The sequence below is a fragment of the Hamadaea flava genome (assembly GCF_024172085.1).
In the GTDB taxonomy this organism is placed as follows: domain Bacteria; phylum Actinomycetota; class Actinomycetes; order Mycobacteriales; family Micromonosporaceae; genus Hamadaea; species Hamadaea flava.
On the sequence record NZ_JAMZDZ010000001.1, the window covers coordinates 6,152,066 to 6,164,234 of the forward strand.

The window sequence follows — 12,169 nt, forward strand, 5'->3', positions numbered from 1 at the left end:
GTTGAACGACCGTTAGAGGTAAGTTTCAGCCAGACCACGGTGACGCCCGCAGCGCGGCCTCGTCACCCCAGTGGCATCAGATGGAGGGCACGCCGCCATGGGAGACCAGTTCGAGATCCACCCCAACCCCCACCCGGTCGCGCGGGCGGAGCGCGAGGCGCTCCTGGCCAACCCCGGTTTCGGCCGGGTATTCACGGACCACATGGTGACCATCAAGTACGCGGAGGGCAAGGGCTGGTACGACGCGCGTGTCGAGGCGCGTGGACCCCTCCCGCTCGATCCCGCGACGGCGGTGCTCCATTACGCGCAGGAGATCTTCGAGGGGCTGAAGGCATATCAGCTCGCCGACGGCGGGGTGAGCCTGTTCCGGGCGGACGCCAACGCCGCGCGCTTCGTCGACTCGGCCCAGCGGATGGCGATGGCGCCGTTGCCGCCGGAGCTGTTCCTCGGCGCGATCCGCGAGCTCGTCACGATCGACCGCGACTGGATCCCGGGCACCGAGGAGGCCAGCCTCTACCTGCGGCCGTTCCAGATCGCCAGCGAGGTGTTCCTCGGCGTGCGGCCGGCCAAGGAGTACATCTTCTGCGTGATCGCCTCGCCGGTCGGCGCGTACTTCACCGGTGGCGTCAAGCCGGTCTCGCTGTGGGTCTCCAGTGAGTACACCCGCGCCGCGCCCGGCGGCACCGGCGCGGCCAAGTGCGGCGGCAACTACGCGGCCTCGCTCGCGCCGATGGTCGAGGCCGCCGAGAAGGGCTGCGACCAGGTCGTCTTCCTGGACGCGGTGGAGCGCAAGTACGTGGACGAGCTGGGCGGCATGAACGTCTTCCTGGTCCTCGACGACGGCACGCTCGTGACGCCGCCGCTGACCGGCACCATCCTGCCGGGCATCACGCGTGACTCGCTCATGACGCTGGCCCGGGCCGACGGCCGCGCCATCGAGGAGCGGCCGATCAGCATGGACGAGTGGCGCGAGGGCGCGCTCAGCGGCCGGGTGGTCGAGTCGTTCGCCTGCGGCACGGCCGCGGTGGTCACGCCGATCGGGACCATCCGGTCCGAGGCGGGGGACTTCACCATCGCCGACGGCGGCACCGGCCCGGTCACCGACTCGCTGCGCAAGCGCATCCTGGACATCCAGTGGGGCCGGGCTGCGGACCCCTATGGCTGGACGTCTCGCCTCCTCTGAGTCTCACCCGCATTTCAGGGATACGCCGAAAGCACGCGTATCCCTGATCTGTTTTCGCCAGGCACCCAGGACGAGCGGTGGGCTCGCTAGGTGCGCTCGATGGGCGACAGGGAGTCGGCCGTCAGCGACGCGGCGGCCGCGACGACGTCGGCCGCGCGCCCGCCGGGCGGGAGCCGACCGGGCGTGACCCGGCCGGACGGGTTCCGGCCCAGCTCATCGAACGGGTGACCCCGGTAAGGGTGTCGACGTCGGTGCCGGGGCGTCCTAGGTTTGCGGGAGTGCTGTGGTGTGCCATGTCAAACTCCTTCGATACCCCGACCAACGACAGCAGACGTGGCCGGACACTGGCACACCCCCAGCAATCGGACATTGTGCAGGGTATCGCGGACGTTCAGGCGGCCCGGCGTAGAACTTCCATGGATGCGTCCGTTGTAGACCGTGCGGATCTCCGCAACGTCATGGGATACACCGTCGCCGCAGGGGCGGGCGGCGCGGGCGTGATCGTCCGGCTGTGCCGGGAGTCCAGCAGCGACGCGTCCAGCGCCACCATCGCCGCGAGGAGCGCCTGCTGCGCCTGGTCGCTGGTCGGCAGGCGCCAGCCGACGTCGTCCGGCGACACCTCCCAGCGGACGGGACCGCTTCGCAACCGGGTCGGCGGCAGGGGGACCCAGGAATCCGTGGCGTGGCACAGGACGTCCTCGCGGCTCGACAGCTCCGGGCACAGCCGTGCCGCCTCCCCTTCGGTACGCACGAAGAACATCCACCGGTCCTGTGGAGTGACCGCGACGGGTCCCCGCAGTGCGCCGGTGACCGACGGCCGGCCGGGCCCGGTGACCGGACCGCAGACGGCGCGCGCGCCCAGCAGTGCCGGAACCTCGATGACCTCGATCCCGTGGCCGGTGGCCAGGAGCAGCGAGTACGGCGCGTCCTGCCACCATTCCTCGACCTGCGCCGGATCGGTGGTGGCGTCGGAGTCCCAATGGGCCAGTGCCGGGTGGCACGAACTGGTGACGCACCCCGGCCGTCCACATTCGAATCGAGACGGCGCCTCGTCGCCCGCGGGTTCGAGCCAAGCCCCCGGCGTGACGGTCCAGTCCTGTTCCGCGAAGCGCATCGCGGCTCGCCGAAGTCGGAAGTGGGACACCCATCTGTCGATGGCCCAATGCATCTCGTCGTACCCCCTATCCGTTGACCTGCTGCGCTTCCACCTGGTGTTTCCGAAGTTGCCGCATTGCCGAACATCACTGTGCGGTACGGCGTCACCGGTACGGCGTACATCTCGTTGGACCAGGCAACAGCTTGTGCAACTTGCATCGAAAATTACGAGCGAGAGCGGTAACCTCAGCGCACATGGTGTGCGACTAGCCCCGGGGAGGTCGAGCACGTGGACGAGCTGCCGATAGGACGACGGGTCGCCTACTGGCGCAACCGCCGGAAGATGTCCCAGCAGGTCTTCGCCGACCGCCTAGGCAAGTCCAAGAGTTGGGTCGACAAAGTCGAGCGCGGCGTACGCCGGCTGGACAAGTTCTCCGTGGTCTACGAGATCGCCGATGTGCTTCAGGTCGACGTGCAACTGTTGCTGGGCAAGGAACCTGAGCGCAAACCGGAGTCGGTCAACTGTGTCGACGCCGTCGAGGTCGCCGAGATCCGTGCCGCGTTGGAGCGTTACGACGCGTTCAGCGCGTTCTTCAGCCCGGCCGGCGAACCGCCGCCCGTCCCGGAGATGCACAAGGCGGTGAACCACGCCTGGCTGACCTTCCAGCACGCGCGATACGGCGTACTGGCGCGGAGTCTGCCGAAGTTGCTGCGGGACGCGCAGGCCGCCGACACGGCGTACGCGGCGACCGATCAAGCGACCGACGTCGCGAAACTGCTCGGGCAGGTCTACCAGATCTCCTCGTCGGTGCTGCGCAAGCTCGGCGAATTGGAGCTGGCCTGGCTGGCCGCCGACCGGTCGATCGCAGTGGCGCAGCGCGCCGGAGATCCGTTGCTGGCCGGCACCGCGACCTATCGCGTGGGCTCGGCGCTGCTCGCCCTCGGCCGGGCGCGCCCGGCGTTGGAGATCAACGTCAACGTGGCGAACCGGCTCGCCCCCGGGACCGGCGACTCGTCACCCGAACAGCTTTCCGTGTACGGCATGCTGCTCCTTCAGGGTGCCATGGCAGCGGCCCGGATCGGTGACAGCGCGACGATGCGCGACCTGCTCGACGGCGCGGCCGACGCGGGCGCAGCGGTCGGCGAGGACCAGAACCATTACTGGAGCTGCTTCGGGCCGACGAACGTGCTGCTGCACCGGGCCGCGGCCAGCGTCGAGATCGGCGAGGGCGGCCTCGCGGTCAACGTGCACGAGCAGAGCATCCCGGCGTCGTCGTTCACGACGCTGATGCCGGAGCGCCGGGCGCATCACTTCCTCGACATGGCCCGCGGGTTCGCCCAGGTCGGCGACGTCGACCGGGCGGGAGAGATGTTGCTGGAGGGCGATCGGCTCGCGGCGGCCGAGATCCGCTGCCGTCCCATCGCGCACGAGGTACTCTCGGACGTCCTCCGGCGAACCAAGGGCACCCCGTCGGCGCCCATCGCGGAACTGGCCGAGCACATGGGAGTCGGCGTTTGACCGTCCTATATGTAGTCACGTGCGGCTCGCCCGCCGCGCGGGACGTGGCACGCCTCGTCACGAGCGCACAGGAGATCGGCTGGCAGGTCTGCGTCGTCGCGACCCCCGACGGCCGCAAGTTCATCGACGTTCCCGCGATCGCCGAGCAGACCGGGTACGCCGTCCGCAGCACCTTCAAGAACCCCGGCGAACCGGATCTGCTCCCGGCCGCCGACGCGATGATCGTCGCGCCCGCGACCGCCAACACGATCGCCAAATGGGCGGCCGGCATCGCCGACACGCTCGCGCTCGGTCTGCTCTGCGAAGGACTCGGCCGTGGCCTGCCGATCGTCGCCGTACCCTTCACGAACTCCGGGATGGCCGGCCACCCGGCGTTCGTGGAGTCACTCGAACGGCTACGGGGCTGGGGGGTGACCGTCCTCTGGGGGCAGGACATCCTGCCGACGTTCCGGCCCGGCGAGGGCGACGCGCATTTCGAGGCGATGCCGTGGGACCTCGCGCTGAGCGAGATCCGCAAACGCCTCGATGTGGCCTAGTCTGCCCCGAACCCTCTCGGATACTGTGGGGTCGCTGAGCGTTAACGCTCCGTCGGCGACTCCAAGGGGGACGATCGGGTGGCGGTCAGGGTCGGCATCAACGGCATGGGCCGCATCGGGCGAACCTTCTGGCGGGTGAGCCTGTCCCGGCCCGAGCTGGACGTGGTCGCGATCAACGACATCGCCCCCGCCGCCAACCTGGCCTACCTCATGAAATACGACTCGGTGCGTGGCCGGCTCCCGGCCGACATCACGAGTACGCCGAACGCGATCACGGTCGACGGCATGCCCGTCGCGGTGTACCAGGAGGCGGAGCCCGGCCGGGTGCCGTGGGGTGATCTCGGCGTCGACGTCGTCCTGGAGGCGACCGGCCAGTTCTTCTCGGCCAACCTCGCGGCCGCCCATCTGCGCGCCGGCGCGAAGCGGGTGCTGATCTCGACGGCCACAGTGGACGCTGACGCGACCGTCCTGATGGGAGTCAACGAGGAGGGGCTCGACCGCGATCGTCACCGGATCGTGTCGCCCGCCTGCTGCACCAGCAGCGCCGTCGTGCCGATCCTCGCCGTCCTGCGCAACCTCGGCGAGTTGAAGGAAGGCACGCTCACCACCGTCCACGCGTACGACGCGACGAAGAGCGCGCTGCTGGACTCGCCGCACTGGAACCCGCGGATGGGCCGGGCGGCGGCGGCCAACCTGATCCCGGTGCCGCTCAAGCCGGGCAGCCTGCACGCGATGGGCGTGGCCGTCCCGGAGCTAGCCGGTCGCCTCGACGGGCTGCACGTCCGGGTGCCCGCGATCATCGGCTGCCTCGCCGACCTCGTCGTACGCATGCCGCACGCGCCTGCGGCGGAAGCTGTCAACGCCGCGCTCGCCGCGGCTGCGGCCGGGCACTTCAAGGGCGTGCTCGGCTACACCGAGGAACCGGTGGTCTCCTCCGACATCGTCGGGGCGGCCGAGTCGAGCATCGTCGACGGGCAGTTCACCACTGTCGTCGGCGACACGGTGAAGGTCGTGGCCTGGTACGACAACGAGTGGGGTTTCGCCCACCGCCTGGCCGACGTCACCGGCCTGCTCGGGTAGCGTCTGCCGAATGAGCCCCGACAACGGGTCGCTGAGCGACGCCGCCGACCGCGAGATCACGGTTTCCGGTCGAATCTTGGGCCAAGATTCGATCCAGAACCCTGATCCGGCCGGAGCGGCGACGGCCGAGAAGGCGACGGCCGAGAAGCCGACGGTCGGCGAGGTGATCGCCGCGCTGGACGCGTGGTACCCGCCGGCGACCGCCGCGAGCTGGGACCGGGTCGGTCTGGTGCTCGGTGAGCCGACGGCCCGCGTCGAGCGCGTGCTCTGCGTCGTCGACGTCGTGCCGGAGACCGCCCGGCAGGCGCTCGACCTGGGCGTACAGCTGATCGTGTCGCATCATCCGCTGCTGTTCCGGGGCGTCTCCTCGGTCGCGCCGACCACGTACGCCGGTCGCATCGTGCACGACCTGATCCGCGGCGGCGTCGCGTTGCATGTCGCGCACACCAATGCCGACGTCGCGCCGGACGGGGTGAACGAGGCGCTGGCCGACCTGTTCGGGCTGACCGACCGGGAGCTGATGACGCCCGAGGGCATCGGCCGCGTGGGCACCCTGCCGACGCCGCTGCCGCTGCGTGAGCTGACGAAGAAGGCGGCCGAGGTGCTGCCGGTGACCGCCTGGGGCGTACGCGCCGCCGGCGATCCCGACCGGATGATCAGCCGCCTCGCCGTCAGCTCGGGATCAGGCGCGGAGCACCTCGCGGACGTGGCCGTCACGGGTGCGGACGCTGTCGTCACCTCCGACGTGAAGCACCACTACGCGAGCGAGCACATCGCCTCGGGCGGCCCGGCGATCATCGAGGCGGCCCACTGGGCGACCGAGTGGCCGTGGCTGCCGCGGGTGGCGGAGTTGCTGCGGAATCGCTTCGGTATTGAGACGATCGTCTCCCAGATCCGGACCGACCCGTGGAACCTGTACGCCCCCGGCGGAGAATTGATCAGGGAGCAACGGGGTTGATCAGGGTGCCCGGGACGCGACACACCGGTCGATCGTGGCGATAAGTTCATGATCGGCGGGACAAAACAGGGCAGGTAGGGGAGAGGGAACGTATGAAGGCCGACCCGGAAGACCAGCGGCGCCTGCTCGACCTGCAGGCGATCGACACGACGCTGGCCCAGCTCGCGCACCGGCGCAAGACCCTGCCGGAGCTGGCCGAGCTGGATCGGCTGGCCCGGGAGATCTCGTCCCAGTCCGACGAGCGCGTACGCGCCCAGGTGGATGTCGACGACCTTGATCGGGACATCGCCAAGCAGGAGCGTGAGGTCGACACCGTACGCCAGCGGCTGACCAAGGATCAGCAGCGGCTCGACGACGGCCGGCTGCCGGCGCGGGAGCTGACCGCGATCGAGCACGAGATCACCGCGTTGAAGCGCCGCCAGTCGGATCTCGAGGATGTCGAGATCGAGCTGATGGAACGCCGGGACCAGGCACAGGGCACGCTGGACGGGATCGAGCAGCGGCTCGCCCAGGCGCGGGTGGACCGCGAGGCGACCGAGACGAGGCGGGACGAGGCGCTGGCCGAGATCACCAAGGAGGCGGAGTGGAAGGCGGGCGCCCGCAAGCCGCTCGCCGCCGATCTCCCGGCTGAGCTGGTCACGCTGTACGACAAGATCCGCGAGGTGTCCGGCGGGCTCGGCGCGGCGCTCGTCCAGCACGGTCGCTGCGGCGGCTGCCGGATCGAGCTGGCCGGGGCGGACCGCGTACGGGTCAAGTCGGCCCCGGCGGACGAGGTGGTCCGGTGCGAGGAGTGCCGCCGGATCATGGTGCGGACCAGCGAGAGCGGGCTGTGAAGGTCGTCGTCGAGGCCGACGGCGGGTCGCGGGGCAATCCCGGCCCGGCGGGCTTCGGCGCGGTCGTCCGGGACGCCGGGACCGGAGCGGTGCTCGCGGAACGGTCCGAGTCGCTGGGGATCGCGACCAACAACGCGGCCGAGTACGCCGGCCTCATCGCCGGGTTGACGGCCGCGGCCGAGGTGGGCGCGACCGAGGTCGACGTCCGGATGGACAGCAAGCTCGTCATCGAGCAGATGGCCGGCCGGTGGCAGATCAAGCACCCGGGGCTGCGTCCGCTCGCGGCCAAGGCGGCCGATCTCGTCCGCGGCTTCGCGTCCGTGCGCTACCAGTGGATTCCGCGCGAACGCAACCAGCACGCCGACCGGCTCGCCAACGAGGCGATGGACGCGGCGACCCAGGCCGAACTGACCGAGGCGGCCACCGAGCAGAGCTGGGAGCCCCGCGAGGACCCGCCCACGCGGCTCATCCTCGTCCGCCACGGCGAGACTCCGCTCACCGCCGAGAAGCGCTACAGCGGCCGCGGTGACGTCCCGCTCGCGCCGGTGGGCGAGGCCCAGGCCCGGGCGGCCGCCGAGCGGCTCAAGTCCCTCGGCCCGCTGTCGGCTGTGGTCTCCTCTCCCCTCCAGAGGTGTACGCAGACCGCCGGATACATCGCGGAGATGGCTGACGCGGAGTTGCCGGTCGAGGTCATGCCGGACCTGATCGAGGTCGACTTCGGGCAGTGGGAGGCGCTGACGTTCGCCGAGGCCCGGGAGCGGGATCCGGCGGCGATGCAGGCGTGGCTGAAGTCCACCGCGGTCGCACCGCCCGGCGGGGAGTCCTTCCAGCGAGTGGCCCAGCGGGTACGCCGGGCGATCGCCCAGATTCGCCAGCAGCACGCCGGGCACACGGTGGCCGTCGTCTCGCATGTGTCACCCATCAAGCTGATCCTCCGGGATGCCCTCGCCGCCGGGGACGCCTTCCTCTATCGGCTCTATCTGGACCCGGCCGGGATCAGCGTCGTGGACCTCTATCCCGATGGCGGCGTCGCGGTGCGTTCGGTGAACGAGACCGGTCACCTGCCGTCCAGGTAGGCATGATTCACTTCCCTGCGTGACCGGGGAGACCACTGCGCCGCTTCGCCTTCGGGCCGTCCACGCCGCGCTGCTGATCGGGGCGTACGCCGTGGTCTCGCTGGAGGCGCTGAGCGCCTTCGACGCGCTGAACCGCTGGTCGGCCGCCCTCGTGTGGGCGCTCTTCCTCGTCGGCTTCCTCGGCTGGTGGGCCCGCCGGGGCCGCCCCCTGCCGCGTCCGGCCCGGCGATGGGCGTCGGCCCGCGCCTGGTGGGCGGCCGCCTCGAAAGTGGAGCGTCTGCTCGTCGCGGTGATCGGCGCGCTGCTGCTGATCGAGTTGGTCATGGCGATCCTGGCCGAGCCGAACAACTTCGACTCCCAGACGTATCACCTGTCCCGGATCGAGCATTGGGTCGCCGACGGCAACCTGCAGGCGTACCCGACGGCGATCCAGCGGCAGATCAGCCTGGCTCCCGGCGGCGAATACCTGCTGGCCCATCTACGTCTGCTGACCGGCGGGGACGCCCTCTACAACCTCGTGCAGTGGGCCGCCGGAGTGCTGTGTGTCTTCGCCGCCGCACGGATCGTCGCCCAGTTCGGCGGGAGCCGACGTGCCCAGCTGCTGACCGCTTTCGTGGTCGCGACCACGCCGATGGTGACCCTCCAGGCCAGCAGTACGCAGGTCGACCTGATCGTCGCGGGCTGGGTCGCCTCGGTCGCCACGCTCGTGCTCGACGACGCGAATCGGAAGGCCACGCTGCGTACGGCGCTGTGGATCGGGCTGGGCTTCGGGCTGGCCGCCGTCACGAAGGCGACCGGGCTCCTGGGCACCGCGCCGATGCTGGTCCTCTGGGGACTCGCGCAGCTCCGCCTCGGCCGCGTACGCGGAATCGCCCGGGTCGTCGGAACGTCGGTCGCGGTCCTCGCGGTCGCGGCCGTCCTCTGCGCGCCTTTCTATTACCGGAACTATCAGGAGTTCGGCAGCCCGCTCGGCTCGTCGCGGCTGACCGACTCCGTCCCGATGCAGCGGCACGACCCGGCGGCGATCCTGGTCAACGGGCTGCGCATCGGCCAGACCGCGCTCGACACCCCGCTCGCGCCGCTGAGCCACGCGGTCGCGGCCGGGGTCGAGGGGATCTCGCGGGCGGTCGGCGTCGACCCGCAGGACCGCGACATCACCTTCGGCGTCACGTACTTCCCGGTCGTCGCCTGGTATCCCGACGAGGACCGGGTCTCGCTGCCCATCCAGGGCGTACTGGCTCTGCTCGGGGTGCTCTTCTGCGCGATCCGGCCGCGCCGCTTCACCGAATCCGCCGGGCTGCTCCGGGCGTACATCTTGATGGTCGCGATGGCCGGGCTGCTCTACGTCGCGACCGTCAAATGGCAGCCGTGGGGCAATCGCCTGATCGTGTTCGTGCTGGTCCTGGCCGCACCGCTCGTGGGCCTATGGCTCGACAAGGCGATGGCGCGGCGCTGGCCGTTCCGGTTGATCGTGGTGACCATCGTGGCGGCCGCGTTGTCGGCCACCCTGGCCGTGGGGTACGGCTTCCCGCGGCGCCTGGTGGGTGAGGGTTCGCTCGTCACGACCAGCTCGGTCGACACCCGATTCCTTCGCCGTCCGCAGTGGACGGGCGACTTCCTGTGGGCGCGCGACCAGATCGAGGCCGCCGGCGCCCAGCGCATCGGGCTCGTCCAGCAGAACGACAACTGGGAATACCCTTGGTGGGTCCTGCTGCCCGGCCGTGAGTTCGTCGCGATGCAGTCGGTGATCCCGAAGCGACCGCCCGCCCGTGCCGACGAGGTCGACGCCATCGTCTGCACCGGTGACCTGAAGGTCTGCCGGAAGCTCGTCCCCGAGGACTGGACGCTGACCACACACGGTTACGTGGCGTACGCGCACAGGTGAGACCGCTCGGCGCAGCGGTGTGACCGTTCGGCGCTCAGCGATGCACTCGCGACTGTCGCGGCCTCTCAAGATCTGGTCTCCTTCGCGCGACCCGCGATTGTCAAAGGAGGCGCTCAATGGGAGAACCCGCCCCGCCCGCTCCCGATCCGGCCGGCGATCGCAGCCCGTGGAACTGGCTGCTGATCATCCCGATCGTGGTCCCGCTCATTCCCGCACTGTTCAACGCGATCGAGCCGAAGCTCTTCGGCTTCCCGCTGTTCTACTGGCTCCAACTCGCCTTCATCGTGCTCGGCGTGACCACCACGACCGTCGTCTACCAGATGACCAAGCGGCGTGGCGCGGCTTCAGGAGGTGACCGCTGATGTGGAAGAACGTCCACGTGGTGGAGCTGGTCGTCTTCGCCGTCCTGTTCGTCGCCGTGTCCGCGATGGGCTTCGTCGCCGCCCGCTGGCGCCGCCCGGCCACCATGGAGCACCTCGACGAATGGGGTCTCGGCGGCCGGAACTTCGGCTCCTGGATCACCTGGTTCCTCATCGGCGGTGACCTGTACACGGCGTACACCTTCGTCGCCGTTCCGGCCCTCGTCTTCGGGGCGGGTGCGCTCGGCTTCTACGCCGTCCCGTACACCATCATCCTGTATCCGATCTTCTTCCTGATCCTGATCCGGCTCTGGTCCGTGTCGCACAAGCACCGCCTGGTCACCCCGGCCGACTTCGTCCGGGTCCGGTTCGGGTCGCCGACGCTGGCGCTGCTCGTGGCGATCACCGGCATCGTCGCCACCATGCCGTACATCGCGCTCCAGCTGGTCGGCATCGAGGCGGTGCTCAAGACGATCGGCCTCACCGGCGACTCCACGGTCGCCCGCCACCTGCCGATCATCATCGCGTTCGCCATCCTGGCGGCGTACACCTATCAGTCGGGCCTGCGGGCGCCGGCGCTGATCGCCTTCGTGAAGGACTCGCTGATCTACGTCGTGATCCTCGCGGCGATCATCATCCTGCCGACCAAGCTGGGCGGCTGGGACGGCATCTTCTCGGCGGCCGACGCGAAGTTCCAGGCTTCGGCCAACCCAGCCGACGGCGTCCTGCTGAATGCCAACAACCAGTTGCAGTACATCAGCCTCGCGCTGGGCTCGGCATTGGCGCTGTTCCTCTACCCGCACTCCGTGACCGGGGTGCTGGCCTCGAAGAACCGCAACGTGATCAAGCGGAACATGTCGGCGCTGCCGGCGTACTCGCTGTTGCTCGGGCTGCTGGCGCTGCTCGGGTTCGCGGCCATCGCCGCCAAGGTGACGCCGTTGCCGGGCACGAAGGCACCCGACACGAACACCGTGGTGCCGCTGCTGTTCCAGGGCCAGTTCCCGGCGTGGTTCGCGGGCGTCGCGTTCGCCGCGATCGGCATCGGCGCGCTGGTCCCGGCGGCCATCATGTCGATCGCCGCGGCGAACCTGTTCACCCGCAACATCTACCGGGAGTACCTGAACAAGGAGGCCACGCCGGCTCAGGAGGCGAAGGTCAGCAAGATCACCTCACTGGTGGTCAAGGTGGGCGCCCTGCTCTGCATCATCCTGCTGGACCCGCAGTTCTCCATCGACCTTCAGCTCATCGGCGGCGTGATCATCCTGCAGACGCTGCCGTCCGTCGCGATCGGACTGTTCACCCGCTGGTTCCACAAGGGAGCCCTGATCGCGGGATGGGTTGCCGGAATGGCGTTCGGCATGTGGATGTTGTACAACGTCAGCAACGCGACCCGGGACCACTTCGCCGGATCGAACTTCCCGCTGTCGAAGCTCGGCTTCGACACGAAGATGACGATCTACGCGGGGCTTGTCGCGGTGGTGGCGAACCTCGTCGTCGCGGCGCTCGGCACGGTCCTCCTGCGGGCGTTCAAGGTCGCCGACGGAACGGACGGCACGGCTCGGCCGGACTACTTCGTCGACGAGGACGAGCCCCAGGGCGCGGCCACGCCGACCGAGGCGGCCGTCGCCTGACCCGCTAGGGCCGA

Annotated in this window: 12 protein-coding genes; 11 read left to right on the top strand and 1 reads right to left on the bottom strand. The window is 69.8% G+C overall.

Annotated features, from left to right (window positions below; translation table 11 throughout):
* Positions 1–97 precede the first annotated feature (97 nt).
* Positions 98–1,183 carry a branched-chain amino acid aminotransferase gene (locus HDA40_RS28795; protein ID WP_253760938.1) on the top strand — a complete coding sequence of 362 codons (1,086 nt, stop codon included), beginning with the start codon at positions 98–100 and terminating at the stop codon, positions 1,181–1,183.
* A gap of 99 nt (positions 1,184–1,282) precedes the next feature.
* Complete coding sequence (locus HDA40_RS41665) at positions 1,283–1,411, top strand: hypothetical protein (protein ID WP_275978324.1); 129 nt, start codon at positions 1,283–1,285, stop codon at positions 1,409–1,411.
* A 163-nt stretch (positions 1,412–1,574) separates the two neighbouring features.
* Here HDA40_RS41665 and HDA40_RS28800 read toward each other — a convergent pair whose 3' ends face one another.
* On the bottom strand, positions 1,575–2,297 hold the full coding sequence (locus HDA40_RS28800) for a bifunctional DNA primase/polymerase (RefSeq protein WP_253760939.1): 723 nt from the start codon (positions 2,295–2,297) through the stop codon (positions 1,575–1,577).
* A 270-nt stretch (positions 2,298–2,567) separates the two neighbouring features.
* Between HDA40_RS28800 and HDA40_RS28805 the strand changes: the two genes are divergently transcribed.
* The 9 genes from HDA40_RS28805 to mctP all read left to right on the top strand — a co-directional run bounded on the left by HDA40_RS28805 (position 2,568) and on the right by mctP (position 12,155).
* Positions 2,568–3,797 carry a helix-turn-helix domain-containing protein gene (locus HDA40_RS28805; protein ID WP_253760940.1) on the top strand — a complete coding sequence of 410 codons (1,230 nt, stop codon included), beginning with the start codon at positions 2,568–2,570 and terminating at the stop codon, positions 3,795–3,797.
* On the top strand, positions 3,794–4,333 hold the full coding sequence (locus tag HDA40_RS28810) for a flavoprotein (protein WP_253760941.1): 540 nt from the start codon (positions 3,794–3,796) through the stop codon (positions 4,331–4,333). The genes HDA40_RS28805 and HDA40_RS28810 overlap by 4 nt, the downstream gene beginning before the upstream one ends.
* A 78-nt stretch (positions 4,334–4,411) precedes the next feature.
* A complete protein-coding gene (locus tag HDA40_RS42235) occupies positions 4,412–5,413 on the top strand; it encodes a type I glyceraldehyde-3-phosphate dehydrogenase (RefSeq protein WP_253760942.1) in 1,002 nt (333 codons plus the stop codon).
* A gap of 163 nt (positions 5,414–5,576) precedes the next feature.
* Positions 5,577–6,371 carry a Nif3-like dinuclear metal center hexameric protein gene (locus tag HDA40_RS28820; RefSeq protein WP_372503191.1) on the top strand — a complete coding sequence of 265 codons (795 nt, stop codon included), beginning with the start codon at positions 5,577–5,579 and terminating at the stop codon, positions 6,369–6,371.
* 92 nt (positions 6,372–6,463) lie between these two features.
* Positions 6,464–7,204 (top strand): zinc ribbon domain-containing protein, encoded by a 741-nt coding sequence (locus HDA40_RS28825; RefSeq protein ID WP_253760944.1) that lies wholly within the window; start codon positions 6,464–6,466, stop codon positions 7,202–7,204.
* Complete coding sequence (locus HDA40_RS28830) at positions 7,201–8,280, top strand: histidine phosphatase family protein (protein ID WP_253760945.1); 1,080 nt, start codon at positions 7,201–7,203, stop codon at positions 8,278–8,280. Before HDA40_RS28825 ends, HDA40_RS28830 begins: the two co-directional genes overlap by 4 nt.
* Before the next feature lie 19 nt (positions 8,281–8,299).
* Entirely contained in the window at positions 8,300–10,165 is a 1,866-nt protein-coding gene (locus HDA40_RS28835) for a glycosyltransferase family protein (protein ID WP_253760946.1), read from the top strand.
* A 116-nt stretch (positions 10,166–10,281) separates the two neighbouring features.
* The gene (locus HDA40_RS28840; protein ID WP_253760947.1) at positions 10,282–10,527 is read left to right on the top strand and encodes a DUF3311 domain-containing protein; all 246 of its coding nucleotides are present in this window, start codon (positions 10,282–10,284) and stop codon (positions 10,525–10,527) included.
* The gene (mctP, locus tag HDA40_RS28845; RefSeq protein WP_253760948.1) at positions 10,527–12,155 is read left to right on the top strand and encodes a monocarboxylate uptake permease MctP; all 1,629 of its coding nucleotides are present in this window, start codon (positions 10,527–10,529) and stop codon (positions 12,153–12,155) included. Before HDA40_RS28840 ends, mctP begins: the two co-directional genes overlap by 1 nt.
* The last annotated feature ends 14 nt before the right edge of the window (positions 12,156–12,169 follow it).

Coding starts and splice junctions, on each gene's coding strand:
- HDA40_RS28795 (WP_253760938.1), top strand. CDS start 98: ATGGGAGACCAGTTCGAGATCCACCCCAACCCCCACCCGGTCGCGCGG.
- HDA40_RS41665 (WP_275978324.1), top strand. CDS start 1,283: ATGGGCGACAGGGAGTCGGCCGTCAGCGACGCGGCGGCCGCGACGACG.
- HDA40_RS28800 (WP_253760939.1), bottom strand. CDS start 2,297: ATGCGCTTCGCGGAACAGGACTGGACCGTCACGCCGGGGGCTTGGCTC.
- HDA40_RS28825 (WP_253760944.1), top strand. CDS start 6,464: ATGAAGGCCGACCCGGAAGACCAGCGGCGCCTGCTCGACCTGCAGGCG.
- HDA40_RS28840 (WP_253760947.1), top strand. CDS start 10,282: ATGGGAGAACCCGCCCCGCCCGCTCCCGATCCGGCCGGCGATCGCAGC.
- mctP (WP_253760948.1), top strand. CDS start 10,527: ATGTGGAAGAACGTCCACGTGGTGGAGCTGGTCGTCTTCGCCGTCCTG.